Below are 15872 nucleotides of genomic sequence, written 5' to 3'. Positions count from 1 at the left end.
ACGCAGACGAACGAGCCCGCCCTCCGCAGTGGGAGTGGCGGGCTCGTCCGGGGTGTTCGGTGCCGTCAGGACGTCAGTCCTTCTTGCTGTCCGCGTCCGCGGCGGGGGCCTCAGCGGCCTCGTCGGCGGCGGGAGCCTCGGTGGCCTCCGGAGCCTCGGTGGCGGCCGTGTCGGCAGCCTCAGTGGCTTCGGTGGTCTCCTCGGCGGCCGGGGCGGCAGCCTTCGGCTCGTCCTTGGCGAACTTCGTCTTGCGCGCGGCCTCGGCCTCGGCGGTGACGGTCTTCTCGGCCACCAGCTCGATGACGGCCATGGGGGCGTTGTCGCCCTTGCGCGCCATCGTCTTGGTGATCCGGGTGTAACCACCCGGACGCTCCGCGAAGAACGGACCGATCTCGGCGATCAGCTTGTGCACGACGTCCTTGTCGCGCACGATGCGCTGGATCTGACGACGGTTGTGCAGGTCGCCCCGCTTCGCCTTCGTGATCAGCTTCTCGGCCAGCGGGCGCACCCGCCGGGCCTTCGCCTCGGTCGTCGTGATCTTGCCGTGCTCGAACAGCTGGGTGGCCAGGTTGGCCAGGATCAGCCGTTCGTGCGCGGGCGACCCGCCGAGACGGGGTCCCTTTGTGGGGGTGGGCATCGGTTCTCCTCGTTCAGCTCACAGCTGGAGGCCGGGGCTCCCCCACCCCTACCGGTGAGGGAGCCGTAGCTGGCCTTACAGCTGCTCCGTCTCTGCGTAGTCCTGGCCATCGTCGTGGCCGTTGTCCGAAATTCCGTCCGTGATGCTGTCGACGCCCTCGGACCAACCTTCACCGTCGTAGCTGGCCGCGGCCGCGGTCGGGTCGAACCCGGGCGGGCTGTCCTTCAGCGCGAGGCCGAGACCGACGAGCTTGAGCTTGACCTCGTCGATCGACTTCGCACCGAAGTTGCGGATGTCCAGCAGGTCGGCCTCGCTGCGCGAGACCAGTTCGCCGACGGTGTGGATGCCCTCGCGCTTGAGGCAGTTGTACGACCGGACGGTGAGGTCCAGGTCCTCGATCGGCATCGCGTAGGCGGCGATGGTGTCCGCCTCCTGCGGCGACGGGCCGATCTCGATGCCTTCGGCGTCGACGTTCAGCTCGCGCGCGAGACCGAACAGCTCCACCAGCGTCTTACCGGCCGACGCGACAGCGTCCCGCGGCGTGATCGACGGCTTCGTCTCCACGTCCAGGATCAGCTTGTCGAAGTCGGTGCGCTGCTCGACACGGGTCGCCTCGACCTTGTAGGTCACCTTCAGCACCGGGGAGTAGATGGAGTCGACCGGGATCCGGCCGATCTCCGCGCCCGCCTGCTTGTTCTGCAGGGCCGGAACGTAACCGCGGCCGCGCTCGACGACGAGCTCGATCTCGAGCTTGCCCTTGCCGTTCAGCGACGCGATGTGCAGATCCGGGTTGTGCACGGTGACACCGGCCGGAGGCACGATGTCGGCGGCGGTGACCTCACCGGGGCCCTGCTTGCGCAGGTACATGGTGACCGGCTCGTCCTCTTCCGAGGAGACCACGAGTTCCTTGAGGTTCAGGATGATGTCGGTGACGTCTTCCTTCACCCCGGGAACGGTGGTGAACTCGTGCAGCACGCCGTCGATGCGGATGCTCGTCACGGCCGCGCCCGGAATGGACGACAGCAGCGTGCGCCGCAGCGAGTTGCCGAGCGTGTAGCCGAAGCCGGGCTCCAGCGGTTCGATGGTGAACCGGGAGCGGGTCTCGTTGACCGTCTCTTCGCCGAGAGCCGGTCGCTGGGAAATCAGCATCTTTCCTAATTCCTTTCCAAACGGCGCCCGCCATATGACACCGAAAGGGATGGCGAAGCGGCGGCGCACTCCGGGCGCCGCCGCCCGTGCCCACATCGGGCCGGGGAAACCCCGGCCCGATGGTGGATCACTTCGAGTAGAGCTCGACGATCAGCTGTTCCTGGACCGGAACATCGATCTGAGCGCGCTCCGGGAGCTGGTGGACCAGCACACGGAGGTTGGACGGAACGACCTGGAGCCACGCGGGAACGGGACGCTCGCCGAACGACTCCTTGGCCGCGACGAAGGGCAGCATCGCGAACGACTTCGGCCGCACGTCGATGATGTCCCACTTCGTGACCTGGTAGGACGGGACGTTGACCTTGACGCCGTTGACCAGGAAGTGGCCGTGGCTCACCAGCTGACGCGCCTGACGGCGAGTGCGGGCGATGCCGGCGCGGTAGATCACGTTGTCCAGACGGGACTCGAGGATCTGCAGCAGGTTCTCACCGGTCTTACCCGGACGCCGGACGGCTTCCTTGTAGTACCGGACGAACTGACGCTCGAGAACGCCGTAGGTGTAGCGAGCCTTCTGCTTCTCCTGCGACTGCAGGAGGTACTCGGACTCCTTGATGCGCCCGCGGCCGTGCTGGCCCGGCGGGTAGGGGCGACGCTCGAAAGCCTGGTCGCCGCCGATGAGGTCAACCTTGAGGCGACGCGAAATACGCGTCGCGGGGCCGGTGTAACGAGCCATTTCTTCTTACTCCTCCCCGTTCCTCAGACCCGGCGCCGCTTGGGCGGGCGGCAGCCGTTGTGAGGCTGCGGGGTCACGTCCTGGATGGTGCCGACCTCGAGGCCGGCCGCCTGCAGCGAGCGGATCGCCGTCTCGCGGCCCGAACCCGGGCCCTTCACGAAGACGTCGACCTTCTTCATGCCGTGCTCGGCAGCCTTGCGGGCGGCGTTCTCGGCGGCCATCTGCGCGGCGAACGGGGTGGACTTACGCGAGCCCTTGAAGCCCACGTGACCACTCGACGCCCACGCGATCACGGCACCGGTCGGGTCCGTGATCGAGACGATGGTGTTGTTGAAGGTGCTCTTGATGTGCGCGTGACCGTGCGCGACATTCTTCTTTTCCTTACGGCGGACCTTCTTGGCCCCCGCCGCAGTACGAGACTTCGGTGGCATGTTCTGAGGGTTCTCCTGTTAGCGCGCGTTCTCTTGGTGAGCGGCGACCGCTTCGGCCTGTCCGCGCCGGATGATGGAACCGGCGTCGGTGTACAGGTTGCGGAGCGCCATCGGGCGGGCGTAAAGCGCCTTGGGCGAGACACAAGCCGAGCCGCGGCGGTGGACGCCGCCCATACGCACGACCTTCTTGCCCTGGACGCTCACTTCTTGCCAGCCTTCTTCTTGCCGGCGACCGTCTTCTTCGGACCCTTACGGGTGCGGGCGTTCGTCTTGGTGCGCTGACCACGGACGGGAAGTCCGCGACGCCAGCGAAGGCCCTCGTAGCACCCGATCTCGATCTTCCGACGGATGTCGGCGTTCACCTCACGGCGAAGGTCACCCTCGACCTTGAAGTTCTCCTCGATGTAGACCCGCAGCTTGGCGAGGTCGTCATCGCTCAGATCCTTGACGCGAGTGTCCGCGTTGAGCTCGGCAGCCGCGATGAGCTGCTTCGAGCGGGTACGGCCGATGCCGTAGATGTAGGTCAGCGCGATCTCCAACCGCTTTTCGCGGGGGAGGTCTACGCCAGCGAGTCGTGCCATTGGCGTTGATGCTCCTTCATAGAATTCATCTCCAGGTCTGCTCCCCGTCCGGTCCCGGGACCGACTCGCCTGTCGTGCCCTCGGCTTGCGCTTCGGGTGTCCCGGCCCCGGCCTGAAGTCCGGGGGTGAACCGGGCCGTTCGCACGGCCCGGCAGGTGCGGGGAGATTGTGTAGCCGTCAATCCACTCTGTACGAGTGCGAGTGATCAGCCCTGCCGCTGCTTGTGCCGCAGGTTCTCGCAGATCACCATGATCCGGCCGTGACGGCGGATCACCTTGCACTTGTCGCAGATCTTCTTGACGCTCGGCTGGACCTTCACGTCTCCTGCTCTCCTGCTTGTGCTAACTCGTCGTGATCACTTGTAGCGGTAGACGATGCGACCACGTGACAAGTCGTAGGGCGAGAGCTCCACGACAACCCTGTCCTCGGGCAGGATGCGGATGTAGTGCTGCCGCATCTTGCCGCTGATGTGTGCAAGGACCTTGTGGCCGTTCTCCAACTCGACGCGGAACATCGCGTTGGGGAGCGGCTCGACTACGCGGCCTTCGACCTCGATGGCCCCGTCTTTCTTGCCCATGTCCTCCGCATTTCCTGTCGCTACACTGTGTGATCAGTCAAAGCTTGAGTGCTTGGCTGGGTGGTGCATCGGCACACTCCTACCCGGGTCCAATGTCCGTTCGCGAGAATTCACGAGCGCGCAGGATCCGGGCGCGATGAGTACACCGACTTGACAGTGTACGCAACCCGTGTCGTGAGCCCCAAACGGGGGGTGACTGTGTTAGGTGCCCCCTGAGCCCGCCGGATGCGACCTCACCATCGTACGCCCCGGCCGACCTGCGTTTAGCGGGCTAAACGCGATCCGGCGAGGCCTGGACCTGGCGCGCTCTGCGGCCGAGGTGCACCCGATGGGGGCAGTGGGCGGGCGCCTCAACGGCGGGCCTGAGCGCTGCGCCGACCAGCAGGCCGACCTGCGTTTAGCGGGCTAATCGCGCTCCGGGAGACCCGTTCGCCTTTAGCGGGCTAAACGCGATCCCGGGGCGCACTTGCGTTTAGCGGGCTAAACGCGCTCCGGTGGGCGAAGGGCCTGGTCAGGCGCCTTCGGGGGCAGTCAGCACCCACGGGCCGTCATCGGTGATGGCGACGGTGTGCTCCCAGTGCGAGGCCCGCGAGCCGTCCGCGGTCACGACGGTCCACCCGTCCTCGAGCTCGACGGTCTCCCCGCCGCCACCGGTCAGCATGGGCTCGATCGCGAGCGCCATACCGGTCTTGAGCCGCGGCCCCTTGCCCGGTTTGCCCAGGTTCGGCAGGAACGGGTCCATGTGCATCTGGCGCCCGATCCCGTGACCGCCGTACTCGACGATCATCCCGTACTCGACGCCGTCTTCCCGGCCTGCCTTCTCGGCGGCGGTCTGCACCGCGTACGAGATGTCCGTGAGCCTGCCGCCGGACGACACCGCGGCGATCCCCGCCCACATCGCCGCCTCGGTGGCGGCCGAGAGCGCGAGATCCGCCTTCGACACCTCACCGATCGCGAGGGTGACCGCGGAGTCGCCGTGCCAGCCGTCGAGGATGGCGCCACAGTCCACCGAGATGATGTCGCCGTCGTTCAAGACCTGCGTCTTCGACGGGATACCGTGGACGATCTGCTCGTTCACCGAAGCGCAGATCGACGCCGGGAAGCCGTGGTAACCCTTGAACGAGGGCACCGCGCCGGCGTCGCGGATCGTCTGCTCGGCGAGCTCGTCGAGATCGGCGGTGGTCACCCCCGGCTTGGCGATCTCGCGCACCGCGGTGAGGGTGCGCCAAACGACCAATCCGGCGGCCCGCATCGCCTGGAGCTCGCCAGGGGTCTTGATTTCGATCATGCGCCCACGACGAAGCCGTTGCAGTACACGCAGTCCTCCGAGATTCACGTGCGGTCGCGCAGCGCTTCCAGCACGCGGGCAGAGATCTCGTCGACCGAGCCGACGCCGTCGACCGTGACCAGGATGTCCGCGTAGTACTCGAGCAGCGGAGCCGTCTCGGACACGTAGATCTGCTGGCGGCGGCGGATGACCTCTTCGGTGTCGTCCGAGCGACCGCGGGACAGCAGCCGCTCGACGACGACGTCTTCCGAGACCTGGAGCTGGATGACCGCGTTGAGCTTGGTGTCGACCTCGCCGAGGATCTCGCCGAGGACGTCGGCCTGCTTCGTGTTCCGGGGGAACCCGTCGAGCAGGAAACCGACCTTGGCGTCGGGTTCGGCGAGGCGCTCACGCACCATCTCGTTCGTGACCGAGTCGGGCACGAGTTCGCCGGAGTCCAGGTAGCGCTTGGCTTCCTGGCCCAGCGGCGTCTGCTCGCCCACGTGGGCGCGGAACAGGTCGCCGGTCGAGATGTGCGGGATCCGGAGCTTCTCCGACAGTGCTACCGCCTGAGTACCTTTGCCCGCGCCAGGAGGGCCAACGAGAACCAGGCGCGTCACTTCAAGAACCCTTCGTAGTTACGTTGCATCAGCTGGCTTTCGATCTGCTTCACGGTGTCGAGACCGACACCGACCATGATCAGCACAGCCGTGCCACCGAACGGGAAGTTCTGGTTGTTCCCGCTGCCGGTGACTGACAGGAAGAAGTTCGGAAGGATCGCGATGATGCCCAGGTACAGCGAGCCCGGCAGGGTGATGCGGCCGAGGACGTAGCTGAGGTACTCCGCGGTGGGGCGGCCCGGGCGGATACCAGGGATGAAGCCACCGAACTTCTTCATTTCTTCCGCACGCTCGTCCACGTTGAACGTGATCGTGATGTAGAAGTACGTGAAGAAGATGATCAACGCGAAGTACAGCAGGACATGCGCCCAGCTGGACTGGTTGACGATGTAGTTCTGGATGAAGACCTGCCAGCCCGCGTTGCTGTTGGCGTCGCCGACGAGTCGGCTGATCAGGTCCGGCAGGTAGAGCAGCGACGAGGCGAAGATGACCGGGATGACACCGGCCTGGTTCACCTTGATCGGCAGATAGGTCGAGGTCCCGCCGTACATGCGGCGGCCGATCATGCGCTTGGCGTACTGCACCGGGATCCGGCGCTGGCCCTGCTCGACGAAGATGACGCTGGCGATGATCACCAGGCCGAACACGCAGATCAGGGTGAAGACGACGGGACCCGCGCTGCTGAGGATGTTGCCACCCTCGATCGGGATCCGGGCCGCGATGTTCAGGAAGATGAGGACGGACATGCCGTTGCCGACGCCGCGCTCGGTGATGAGCTCACCCAGCCACATCATGACGGCGGTACCGGCGGTCATCGTGATGACGATGATGGCCAGCGTGTAGACGCTGTTGTCCGGGATGATCGCGGTGTCGCACTGCGGGAAGAGCTGCTTGCGGTCGGCGAGCGCCACCACACCGGTCGCCTGCAGGACCGCGAGGGCGATCGTCAGGTACCGGGTGTACTGGGTCAGCTTGCCCTGGCCGGCCTGGCCTTCCTTCTTCAGTTCCTCGAACCGCGGGATGACCACGGTGAGGAGCTGGACGATGATGCTCGCCGTGATGTACGGCATGATGCCGGTCGAGAACAGCGACAGCTGGAGCAGTGCACCGCCGCTGAACAGGTTCAGCAGCTGATAGACGCCCTCCTGCGACCCGGTCTCCGTACATTGCTGCACGGCGGAATACGAGATACCCGGGGCCGGAATGGTGGCACCGATTCGGTAGACCGCGACGATGGCTAGCGTGAACAGGATCTTCTTACGTAGATCCGGCGTCGCTAGAGCCGAGCGGAAGGCGCTGAGCACGCGGGGAACCTCCTCGGCGTCGTCGGCTGTCTTACCGACGATCGGCTTGGCCGGCCTGGGGCCGGCGGGAACACACAGCTTTCTGGCACAAGCCAGGAACGCTTCGGGGCACACTCGTCCCGAAGCGTGCCGCCGACTCTAACAGCTTCACAGGGCGTGTCCGCAGTGCGTGTGGGTTTTCCGGACGAAGGTTGGTCCACGGGGTTGATCGACTTGCGCTTCTCGCTCCGGAACCTTGACAGATCGCCTTACCGTTCCCCACCTTCCCGGCCCTGCCGGATCGCGATTAGCCCGCTAAACGCACTGTGATCAGGGAGGGTGTTCAGGAGCTCGAAGCCGCCAAGGCGCCTGCCATGCCGAGGAGTGCGACACCGGTGCCGCGGTCCACGTTGCGAGTCGCTCGGCGGGACAGCCGAAGCGTCTTCACGAGCGCGCCCGCGCCGATGTAGGTCGCGCCCGCGACGAACTCGGCGAGCAGGTAAACGGCGCCGAGGATCGCGATCTGGGCGGAAAAGGAGCCGTGAGCTGCGTCGATGAACTGGGGCACGAACGCGGTGAAGATGAGGATCGCCTTCGGATTCGTGATCGCGACGACGAATTCCTTCCTCGCGATCCTCAGCGCCGGTACGGACTCGGCGCCTCGTGGCGTCTGGATGAGCGTGGTGCGCCCGGCGCGGAACGTCGACCACAGCAGACGCCCGCCGATCCAGGCAAGGTAGGCGACGCCCGCCCATTTGATCACCGTGAGTGCAAGCTCGGATGCCGCGAGGAGCTGTCCAAGCCCTGCTGCGACGGCAGCGATGAGCACCGTGAATGCGGCCAATCGGCCTAACAGGCCGGCAAGCCCTTTCCAGGCACCCTGCGTCATTCCGTGGTGCAGGCCGAGCAGATTGTTCGCCCCTGGCGTAAAAGCCACGAGCACCGCCGCTCCGAAAAAGACCACCGCCCAAGTCATCGGCCACCTCCTCCCCCACCGTATCGGCGACCGCGAGCGCGTTTAGCGGGCTAATCGCGCTCTTTCGCGCCGGGGTCGGAAGGAGGCGCGAAGGCCGAATAGTCCGGGGTCTCCGGCCGCGGCTCCGGTGGGAGCACCGTGATGGAGACGCCGTCCTTCGGTGTGAGCATTTCCGCGAGAGCCGAGTCGCCACTCACCGGGACCTCTTCATCCTGCACTCGGTGGCTCATGACTGCCGCCCCCGCCGCGGCGACGACCGCGGCGAACAGGGCCCACATACCCGCTTCGAGTGTCAGGGTCACCTTTACGTCTTCTCCCAGCTGGCGCCCACTGCTCAGTGTGGCGACGCTGCTGACGACGCCGGCGAGGAACACCGCCGCGATGGTGGTAAGCCACCTGTCAATTACCCCTGGGCGTAGACGCCCGGCGGCTCGCGTGCTGACGATCGTGGCCGCCAAGAGGAGCACCGCGGCGACCAGGAGCGGGATACCGAGAGGGGACGTCGACGTGGTGAAAGCAGGTTCGTTGGCCTGTATCGCCGTCGTGTCCCACGCGCTCTGCTCGAACACGACCAGGAGCTGTTCGCTGACGTCGAAGGCGAACCGATGCTCGGTCTTGAAGAGTGGGAAGAAGCAGCCTACGAGAGTCAGGACCAGAGCCAGAGCGGCCAGGCCGGCCGCGACCAGCCTGCGGGGCTCGAGTCGGCCAGACCGCGCCGGCACGGCTACGGGATCCATGGGGCCGGAAACCGACACGACCATCGGCGGGGCGTCCGGCTGCTGCTGGAAGGGTTGCGGATCCTGCCCGGGAGGTATGGCCACCTCACGATCCTTCCAGCTCAGGCACCCCTCCGCCACGCTCGCGGCCGCGGTGGCCGACTTGCGTTTCGCGGGCTAAACGCGATCCGGGCGGCGGGCACCTGGGCGACCGCCGGATCGCGATTAGGGGGCTAAACGCAGGTCGACGGGAGGGCCGAGCGAAAACGGGCCAGATCGCGTTTAGCCCGCGAAACGCAGGTCGGGCCGGGCGCAAGCGAAAGGCCCGCCTGGCGGAGCCTGGCGGGCCTTTCGGTGAAGCTGAGGCTCCCGCAGCGAAGCGGAGGGAGCCGGGTGAAGCCGGAGCGAGCTCAGAGCGTGGTGGCGGAGCCACCGGCGGCGGCGAGCTTCTCCTTGGCGGAGCCGGAGAAAGCGTCGGCGGTGACGTCCAGCTTGACGCCGTTCACGTCGCCGTTGCCGAGCACCTTCACGAGCTTGCCCTTGCGGACCAGACCGTTCGCGACGAGCTCCTCGGCGCCGACCTTGCCACCGTCCGGGAAGACGCGGGCGATGTCGCCCACGTTCACCGGCTGGTACTCGGTGCGGAACCGGTTCTTGAAGCCGCGCAGCTTCGGCAGCCGCATGTGGATGGGCATCTGCCCACCCTCGAAACCGGCGGGCACGTTCTTCCGGGCCTTGGTGCCCTTGGTACCGCGACCGGCGGTCTTGCCCTTCGAGCCCTCACCACGGCCGACGCGGATCTTGTCGCGCTTCGCGCCCGGAGCCGGACGAAGGTGGTGGATCTTGATGGCAGTCATGCCTTGACCTCCTCGACCTCCACCAGGTGGCGGACGGTGTGGATAAGGCCGCGCACCTCGGGAGTGTCATCACGCACGACGCTCTGGCGGATCTTGCGCAGCCCGAGGGTGCGCAGCGACTCGCGGTGAGCGTGCTTCGTGCCGATCTTGCTCTTGACCTGGGTCACCTTGAGCTGAGTCATGGTCAGACCCCCTGCCCCGCGCGCTGACGCAGCATGCGAGCCGGAGCGACGTCCTCGAGCGGGAGACCGCGGCGGGCCGCGACCTCTTCGGGACGCTGCAGACCCTTCAGGGCCGCCACGGTCGCGTGCACGATGTTGATCGCGTTGTCGGAGCCGAGCGACTTCGACAGCACGTCGTGGACACCCGCGCACTCCAGCACCGCGCGCACCGGGCCACCGGCGATGACACCGGTACCGGCCGAGGCCGGACGCAGCAGCACGACACCGGCGGCTTCCTCACCCTGGATCGGGTGGGGGATGGTGCCGGCGACGCGGGGAACGCGGAAGAAGTTCTTCTTCGCTTCCTCGACGCCCTTGGCGATGGCCGCGGGAACTTCCTTGGCCTTGCCGTAGCCGACGCCGACCTGACCGTCGCCGTCACCGACGACCACCAGAGCGGTGAAGCTGAAGCGACGACCGCCCTTGACGACCTTGGCGACGCGGTTGATCGTCACGACCTTCTCAAGGTGCGGGGTCTTTTCCTGGCCGGCCCCGCCACGGCCGCTGTCGCGCCGGTCCCGGCGGTCGCGACGGTCATTGCGGTCGTTGCCGCCCTGTCCGCCGGGTCCACCCTGGCCGCCGCCGAATTGCCGTGTACGTCCCGGCATCAGGCTTTCCTTCCATTCACGAGCATCTGCTGCATCAGAACTCCAACCCCGCCTCGCGGGCAGCGTCGGCGAGCGCCGCGATGCGGCCGTGGTAGGCGTTGCCACCACGGTCGAACACCACGGTCGAGACACCGGCGTTCTTGGCGCGGGCGGCGACGAGTTCCCCGACCTTGGCGGCCTTGGCCTTCTTGTCGCCTTCCAGCGCGCGGACGTCCGCCTCGAGGGTGGACGCCGACGCCAGGGTCTTGCCGGCGAGGTCGTCGATCAGCTGCACGGCGATGTGCCGCGACGAACGCTTGACGACCAGGCGCGGACGCTGGTCCGTGCCGTTGATCTTCTTGCGAAGGCGGAAGTGCCGACGGGCCTTCGCGACGCGGCGGCGGGTCGAGATGTCCTTGCCGACCGGCTTGCGCTTCGTAGTCGTGTCGCTCATGATCACTTACCCGTCTTTCCGACCTTGCGGCGGATCTTCTCACCCTCGTAGCGCAGGCCCTTGCCCTTGTACGGGTCCGGGCGGCGCAGCTTGCGGATGACCGCGGCGATCTGGCCGACCTTCTGCTTGTCGATGCCCGAGACCGAGAACCGGGTGGGGGTCTCGACCTTGAAGGTGATGCCTTCCGGCGCCTCGATCTTCACCGGGTGGCTGTAGCCGAGGGCGAACTCGAGGTCCGAGCCCTTGGCCTGCACGCGGTAACCGACACCGTGGATCTCGAGCTTCTTCTCGTAGCCCTCGGTCACACCGACGACGAGGTTGTTGACCAGCGTCCGGGTGAGACCGTGCAGGGCACGGCTGGTGCGCTCCTCGTCGGGCCGCTTGACCTCGAGCGTGCCGTTCTCGGCCTGCTCGACGGTGATGGGCTCGGCGATGGTGTGCTCGAGGGTGCCCTTGGGCCCCTCGACCTTGATCTGCTGACCGTCGATGGTCACCTTGACCCCGGAGGGGACGGCGACCGGCAGCTTTCCAATGCGTGACATGTCTGTGCCCCCTTCCTTACCAGACGTAGGCGAGGACTTCGCCGCCCACGCTGTTGCGCTTGGCCTGACGGTCGGTCTGGAGGCCGGACGACGTCGAGATGATCGCGACGCCGAGGCCACCGAGAACCGACGGCAGTTCGGTCGATTTTGCGTAGACCCGCAGGCCGGGCTTGGACACGCGGCGGAGGCCGGCGATGCTGCGCTCACGGTTGGGGCCGTACTTCAGCTCCACGATGAGGTTCTTGTGCTTCTCGCCCGGCTCGTCGCGGTAGCCCGAGATGTAACCCTCGCGCTTGAGGATCTCGGCGATGTTCGCCTTGATCTTCGAGTGGGGAAGCACGACCTCGTCGTGGTAAGCCGAGTTCGCGTTACGCAGACGGGTCAAGAAGTCTGCGATGGGGTCGGTCATCGTCATGGTGACCTGTCAACCTTTCTCGCCCTGGTTCCCTGCTAATTCACGGCAAGGCCTGTGGCGAAGTGGGAGTTAAAAAAGACTCTTACCAGCTGGACTTGCGGACGCCGGGCAGCTCGCCCGCGTGTGCCATCTCGCGAAGGCAGATCCGGCAGAGCCCGAACTTGCGGAACACCGAGTGCGGGCGACCGCACCGCTGGCAGCGCGTGTAACCGCGAACCTTGAACTTCGGCGTCTTCGCGGCCTTGTGGACCAGTGCTTTCTTGGCCATCGACTCAGTTCTCCTTGAACGGGAAGCCGAGCTTGCGAAGCAGCGCGCGGCCCTCGTCGTCGGTGTTGGCGGTGGTGACGACAGTGACGTCCATACCGCGCGGGCGGTCGATGGCGTCCGGGTCGATCTCGTGGAACATGGACTGCTCGTTGAGACCGAACGTGTAGTTGCCGTTGCCGTCGAACTGCTTCGGCGAAAGCCCGCGGAAGTCACGGATACGCGGCAGCGCGATGGTCAGCAGCCGGTCGAGGAACTCCCACATGCGGTCGTTGCGCAGCGTGACGCGCGCACCGATCGGCTGGCCCTCACGCAGCTTGAACTGCGCGATGGACTTGCGAGCCTTGCGAACCTCGGGCTTCTGCCCGGTGATCGCGGCCAGGTCGCGGATGGCGCCTTCGATCAGCTTGCTGTCACGGGCGGCGTCACCGACACCCATGTTCACGACGACCTTGACGACGCCCGGGATCTGGTGGACGTTCTCGAAGGAGAACTCCTCCTGGAGCTGTCCCTTGATCTCCTCGCGGTACCGCACCTTGAGGCGCGGGGCGATCTTCTCTGCGGTGGTCATGATCAGATGTCCTTACCGTTCCGGCGCGAGACCCGGACCTTCTTGCCGTCCTCGCCGATGCGGTAGCCCACCCGGGTCGGCTTGCCGTCGGAGTCGACGACCATCACGTTCGAGACGTGGATGGGCGCCTCCTGCGTGACGATGCCGCCGGACTGCGCGCCGCGCTGGGTCTGGGAGATCCGCGTGTGCTTCTTGATCCGGTTGACGCCCTCGACCAGCACGCGCTCGCGCTCGGGGTAGGCCTGGATGACCTTGCCCTTGGCACCCTTGTCCTTGCCGGCGATGACGACGACCGTGTCGCCCTTCTTCACCTTCATGCTCTACAACACCTCCGGCGCGAGCGAAATGATCTTCATGAACTTTCGGTCGCGCAGCTCGCGGCCGACCGGCCCGAAGATGCGGGTGCCGCGGGGCTCATTGTCGTTCTTGATGAGCACAGCAGCGTTCTCGTCGAAGCGGATGTAAGAACCGTCCGGACGACGGCGCTCCTTGCGCGTGCGAACGATGACCGCCTTGACGACGTCACCCTTCTTCACGCCGGCAGCCGGCATGGCGTCCTTCACGGTGGCGACGATGATGTCACCGATGCCCGCGTAGCGCCGCCCCGAGCCACCGAGAACGCGGATGCAAAGGATCTCCTTCGCGCCCGTGTTGTCGGCAACCCGAAGCCGCGACTCCTGCTGGATCACGTCTACTCCTGTATGTCGCGCTGGTTCTCGCGATGAAGCGCGAGCCTTGCGGAACTAAGGGACTCAAAAAGAGCCCTACTTACTTGGCCTTCTCCACGATCTGCACCAGACGCCAGCGCTTGGTCGCCGACAGCGGGCGGGTCTCCATCAGGGTGACCCGGTCGCCCACGCCCGCCTCGTTGTTCTCGTCGTGCACCTTGACCTTGCTGGTGCTGCGGAGAACCTTGGCGTAACGACGGTGCTTCTTGCGGTCTTCGAGCTCGACCACGATCGTCTTGTTCATCTTGTCCGAGACGACATAGCCCTCACGGACCTTACGGTCGTTGCGGCCGGCCGCCTCGGTGGGCTGCTCGCTCATGCGGCACCTTCACTCTCGGCGTCAGGGGAAACGGACAGGCCGAGTTCACGCTCGCGCATGACCGTGTAGATCCGCGCGATGTCCGTGCGGACGGTGCGCAGACGGCGGTTGTTGTCGAGCTGTCCGGTCGCCATCTGGAAGCGGAGGTTGAAGAGCTCCTCCTTGTATTCCTTCAGACGCAGAACGAGCTCTTCCGCGGTGAGCTCACGCAGCTCCGATGCCTGGGCGGCACCTGCCTTCGCCATCAGAACTCACCACCTTCACGGGTCACGATGCGGCACTTCATGGGCAGCTTGTGGATCGCGCGACGGAGCGCCTCACGGGCGGTCTCCTCGTTCGGGAACGAGATCTCGAACATCACGCGGCCCGGCTTCACGTTGGCGATCCACCACTCGGGCGAACCCTTACCGGAACCCATGCGGGTTTCCGCCGGCTTCTTGGTCAGCGGGCGGTCCGGGTAGATGGTCGTCCACACCTTGCCACCACGCTTGATGTGACGCGTCATGGCGATACGAGCGGACTCGATCTGCCGGTTGGTCACGTAGCTGTGCTCAAGCGCCTGGATGCCGTACTCGCCGAAGTTCACCTTCGTACCGCCCTTGGCGGCACCGTGGCGCTTCGGGGAGTGCTGCTTCCGGTGCTTGACCCTGCGCGGGATGAGCACGTGTCAGCCCTCCGTCTTTTCTGCAGTCTCAGCAGCCGGGGCCTCGGTGGCCGCGGGGGCGTCGCCGCTCTTCGCGGCGGCGGCCGCCCGGCCGGCTTCGGTCGAGGTCGGCGTCGTGCCCGACGAGCCGGAACGGCGCGGTCGGGACGGACGGTCACCACGGTCACGGCGCGGGGCACGCTCGGCGGCCGCGGCGGCGTCACGCGCCTCCTTGGCCTTGAGGCCACCCACGAGCTCGCCCTTGTAGATCCACACCTTCACGCCGATGCGACCGAACGTCGTCTTGGCCTCGAAGAAGCCGTAGTCGATGTCGGCGCGCAGCGTGTGCAGCGGGACGCGGCCATCGCGGTAGTGCTCGGAGCGGGACATCTCGGCACCGCCGAGACGACCGCCGCACTGCACGCGGATGCCCTTGACCTGCGGCGAACGCATGGAGGTCTGGATCGCCTTGCGCATCGCGCGGCGGAACGCCACACGGTTGCTCAGCTGCTCCGCGACACCCTGAGCGACGAGCTGGGCGTCGGCCTCGGGGTTCTTGACCTCGAGGATGTTCAGCTGGACCTGCTTGGCGGTCAGCTTCTCCAGCGCGCCGCGGATGCGGTCGGCCTCCGCGCCGCGACGGCCGATGACGATGCCCGGCCGGGCGGTGTGGATGTCGACGCGGACCCGGTCACGGGTGCGCTCGATCTCGACCTTGGAGATCCCGGCGCGCTCCATGCCCGTGGACAGCAGCTTCCGGATCTTGACGTCCTCGGCCACGTACTCCGCGTACTGCTTGTCGGCGTACCAACGCGACTTCCAGTCCGTGGTGATACCCAGGCGGAAGCCGTGCGGGTTGATCTTCTGGCCCACTACCGGCCACCTGCCTTCTTCTTGCCCTGTGCCTTCTTGGCCTCGGCCTTGGGACGCGACTCCACCTCGACGGTGATGTGGCTGGTCCGCTTGCGGATCCGGTACGCGCGGCCCTGGGCCCGCGGACGGATGCGCTTGAGGGTCGGGCCCTCGTCGGCGTAGGCGTTCTTGACCCAGAGGGTGTCCGGGTCGAGATCGAGGTTGTTCTCGGCGTTGGCCACGGCGCTGGCGAGCACCTTCGCGACCGGCTCGCTTGCCGCCTGCGGGGCGAACTGGAGCACGGCCAAGGCGTCGGCGGCGCTACGTCCCTTGATCAGCTCGATCACCCGGCGCACCTTGGTAGGCGAGTCCCGGACGAAGCGAGCCCGCGCGTAAGCCGTCGGCAATGCCTCGGCCACGTCGTTCTGGGCGTTCATCGCTAGCTTCC

Annotated in this window: 28 protein-coding genes; all 28 read right to left on the bottom strand. The window is 66.5% G+C overall.

Features of this window, described 5'->3' with window-relative positions:
- Positions 1–73: 73 nt before the first annotated feature.
- On the bottom strand, positions 74–637 hold the full coding sequence (gene rplQ, locus ACIBTM_RS16910) for a 50S ribosomal protein L17 (protein WP_038519813.1): 564 nt from the start codon (positions 635–637) through the stop codon (positions 74–76).
- 75 nt (positions 638–712) lie between these two features.
- A complete protein-coding gene (locus ACIBTM_RS16905; RefSeq protein WP_005166811.1) occupies positions 713–1786 on the bottom strand; it encodes a DNA-directed RNA polymerase subunit alpha in 1074 nt (357 codons plus the stop codon).
- 127 nt (positions 1787–1913) lie between these two features.
- The gene (rpsD, locus tag ACIBTM_RS16900; protein ID WP_007031054.1) at positions 1914–2519 is read right to left on the bottom strand and encodes a 30S ribosomal protein S4; all 606 of its coding nucleotides are present in this window, start codon (positions 2517–2519) and stop codon (positions 1914–1916) included.
- Between the two features lie 23 nt (positions 2520–2542).
- Positions 2543–2950, bottom strand: coding sequence for a 30S ribosomal protein S11 (gene rpsK, locus ACIBTM_RS16895; RefSeq protein WP_004558885.1), 408 nt, complete (start codon positions 2948–2950; stop codon positions 2543–2545).
- 18 nt (positions 2951–2968) lie between these two features.
- Positions 2969–3154, bottom strand: a complete 186-nt coding sequence (locus ACIBTM_RS16890; protein ID WP_005166807.1) for a hypothetical protein — start codon at positions 3152–3154, stop codon at positions 2969–2971.
- Positions 3151–3531 (bottom strand): 30S ribosomal protein S13, encoded by a 381-nt coding sequence (rpsM, locus tag ACIBTM_RS16885; protein ID WP_005166805.1) that lies wholly within the window; start codon positions 3529–3531, stop codon positions 3151–3153. The genes ACIBTM_RS16890 and rpsM overlap by 4 nt, the downstream gene beginning before the upstream one ends.
- 205 nt (positions 3532–3736) lie before the next feature.
- On the bottom strand, positions 3737–3850 hold the full coding sequence (rpmJ, locus tag ACIBTM_RS16880) for a 50S ribosomal protein L36 (protein ID WP_004558882.1): 114 nt from the start codon (positions 3848–3850) through the stop codon (positions 3737–3739).
- 36 nt (positions 3851–3886) lie between these two features.
- Positions 3887–4108: a translation initiation factor IF-1 gene (infA, locus tag ACIBTM_RS16875; RefSeq protein ID WP_005166804.1), complete on the bottom strand. Its 222-nt coding sequence runs from the start codon at positions 4106–4108 to the stop codon at positions 3887–3889.
- Between the two features lie 511 nt (positions 4109–4619).
- Positions 4620–5396: a type I methionyl aminopeptidase gene (gene map / locus ACIBTM_RS16870; RefSeq protein WP_395877523.1), complete on the bottom strand. Its 777-nt coding sequence runs from the start codon at positions 5394–5396 to the stop codon at positions 4620–4622.
- Positions 5397–5440: 44 nt separating this feature from the next.
- Entirely contained in the window at positions 5441–5995 is a 555-nt protein-coding gene (locus tag ACIBTM_RS16865) for an adenylate kinase (RefSeq protein WP_007031052.1), read from the bottom strand.
- Entirely contained in the window at positions 5992–7299 is a 1308-nt protein-coding gene (gene secY / locus ACIBTM_RS16860; RefSeq protein WP_126733351.1) for a preprotein translocase subunit SecY, read from the bottom strand. Before secY ends, ACIBTM_RS16865 begins: the two co-directional genes overlap by 4 nt.
- A 322-nt stretch (positions 7300–7621) precedes the next feature.
- Complete coding sequence (locus ACIBTM_RS16855) at positions 7622–8254, bottom strand: LysE family translocator (protein WP_395877520.1); 633 nt, start codon at positions 8252–8254, stop codon at positions 7622–7624.
- A gap of 50 nt (positions 8255–8304) precedes the next feature.
- A complete protein-coding gene (locus ACIBTM_RS16850) occupies positions 8305–9075 on the bottom strand; it encodes a hypothetical protein (RefSeq protein ID WP_395877518.1) in 771 nt (256 codons plus the stop codon).
- A gap of 305 nt (positions 9076–9380) precedes the next feature.
- Positions 9381–9827 (bottom strand): 50S ribosomal protein L15, encoded by a 447-nt coding sequence (rplO, locus tag ACIBTM_RS16845; protein ID WP_007031048.1) that lies wholly within the window; start codon positions 9825–9827, stop codon positions 9381–9383.
- On the bottom strand, positions 9824–10009 hold the full coding sequence (rpmD, locus tag ACIBTM_RS16840; protein WP_007031047.1) for a 50S ribosomal protein L30: 186 nt from the start codon (positions 10007–10009) through the stop codon (positions 9824–9826). The genes rplO and rpmD overlap by 4 nt, the downstream gene beginning before the upstream one ends.
- A 2-nt stretch (positions 10010–10011) precedes the next feature.
- Positions 10012–10656 carry a 30S ribosomal protein S5 gene (gene rpsE, locus ACIBTM_RS16835; protein ID WP_007031046.1) on the bottom strand — a complete coding sequence of 215 codons (645 nt, stop codon included), beginning with the start codon at positions 10654–10656 and terminating at the stop codon, positions 10012–10014.
- 34 nt (positions 10657–10690) lie between these two features.
- Positions 10691–11089 carry a 50S ribosomal protein L18 gene (rplR, locus tag ACIBTM_RS16830; RefSeq protein WP_007031045.1) on the bottom strand — a complete coding sequence of 133 codons (399 nt, stop codon included), beginning with the start codon at positions 11087–11089 and terminating at the stop codon, positions 10691–10693.
- Positions 11090–11091: 2 nt separating this feature from the next.
- The gene (gene rplF / locus ACIBTM_RS16825) at positions 11092–11631 is read right to left on the bottom strand and encodes a 50S ribosomal protein L6 (protein WP_005166793.1); all 540 of its coding nucleotides are present in this window, start codon (positions 11629–11631) and stop codon (positions 11092–11094) included.
- A gap of 16 nt (positions 11632–11647) precedes the next feature.
- Complete coding sequence (rpsH, locus tag ACIBTM_RS16820; RefSeq protein ID WP_005166791.1) at positions 11648–12046, bottom strand: 30S ribosomal protein S8; 399 nt, start codon at positions 12044–12046, stop codon at positions 11648–11650.
- 82 nt (positions 12047–12128) lie between these two features.
- Positions 12129–12314 carry a type Z 30S ribosomal protein S14 gene (locus ACIBTM_RS16815; RefSeq protein ID WP_005166789.1) on the bottom strand — a complete coding sequence of 62 codons (186 nt, stop codon included), beginning with the start codon at positions 12312–12314 and terminating at the stop codon, positions 12129–12131.
- Between the two features lie 4 nt (positions 12315–12318).
- Positions 12319–12882 (bottom strand): 50S ribosomal protein L5, encoded by a 564-nt coding sequence (rplE, locus tag ACIBTM_RS16810; protein ID WP_016331092.1) that lies wholly within the window; start codon positions 12880–12882, stop codon positions 12319–12321.
- A gap of 2 nt (positions 12883–12884) precedes the next feature.
- On the bottom strand, positions 12885–13199 hold the full coding sequence (gene rplX, locus ACIBTM_RS16805) for a 50S ribosomal protein L24 (RefSeq protein WP_005166786.1): 315 nt from the start codon (positions 13197–13199) through the stop codon (positions 12885–12887).
- A gap of 3 nt (positions 13200–13202) precedes the next feature.
- Positions 13203–13571 carry a 50S ribosomal protein L14 gene (gene rplN, locus ACIBTM_RS16800; RefSeq protein WP_005166785.1) on the bottom strand — a complete coding sequence of 123 codons (369 nt, stop codon included), beginning with the start codon at positions 13569–13571 and terminating at the stop codon, positions 13203–13205.
- Between the two features lie 79 nt (positions 13572–13650).
- On the bottom strand, positions 13651–13929 hold the full coding sequence (gene rpsQ / locus ACIBTM_RS16795) for a 30S ribosomal protein S17 (protein ID WP_005166784.1): 279 nt from the start codon (positions 13927–13929) through the stop codon (positions 13651–13653).
- Positions 13926–14174, bottom strand: coding sequence for a 50S ribosomal protein L29 (gene rpmC, locus ACIBTM_RS16790; protein ID WP_007031040.1), 249 nt, complete (start codon positions 14172–14174; stop codon positions 13926–13928). The genes rpsQ and rpmC overlap by 4 nt, the downstream gene beginning before the upstream one ends.
- Positions 14174–14593, bottom strand: a complete 420-nt coding sequence (gene rplP, locus ACIBTM_RS16785; RefSeq protein WP_005166782.1) for a 50S ribosomal protein L16 — start codon at positions 14591–14593, stop codon at positions 14174–14176. Before rplP ends, rpmC begins: the two co-directional genes overlap by 1 nt.
- Positions 14594–14596: 3 nt before the next feature.
- Positions 14597–15445 (bottom strand): 30S ribosomal protein S3, encoded by an 849-nt coding sequence (gene rpsC, locus ACIBTM_RS16780; RefSeq protein WP_395877515.1) that lies wholly within the window; start codon positions 15443–15445, stop codon positions 14597–14599.
- On the bottom strand, positions 15445–15861 hold the full coding sequence (rplV, locus tag ACIBTM_RS16775) for a 50S ribosomal protein L22 (RefSeq protein WP_005166780.1): 417 nt from the start codon (positions 15859–15861) through the stop codon (positions 15445–15447). The genes rpsC and rplV overlap by 1 nt, the downstream gene beginning before the upstream one ends.
- Positions 15862–15872: the final 11 nt, after the last annotated feature.

The sequence above is a fragment of the Amycolatopsis sp. NPDC049868 genome (assembly GCF_044461365.1).
Lineage (GTDB): Bacteria > Actinomycetota > Actinomycetes > Mycobacteriales > Pseudonocardiaceae > Amycolatopsis.
The sequence above is the reverse complement of the archived record's forward strand: the minus strand, read 5'-3'. Positions and strand labels throughout refer to the sequence as shown.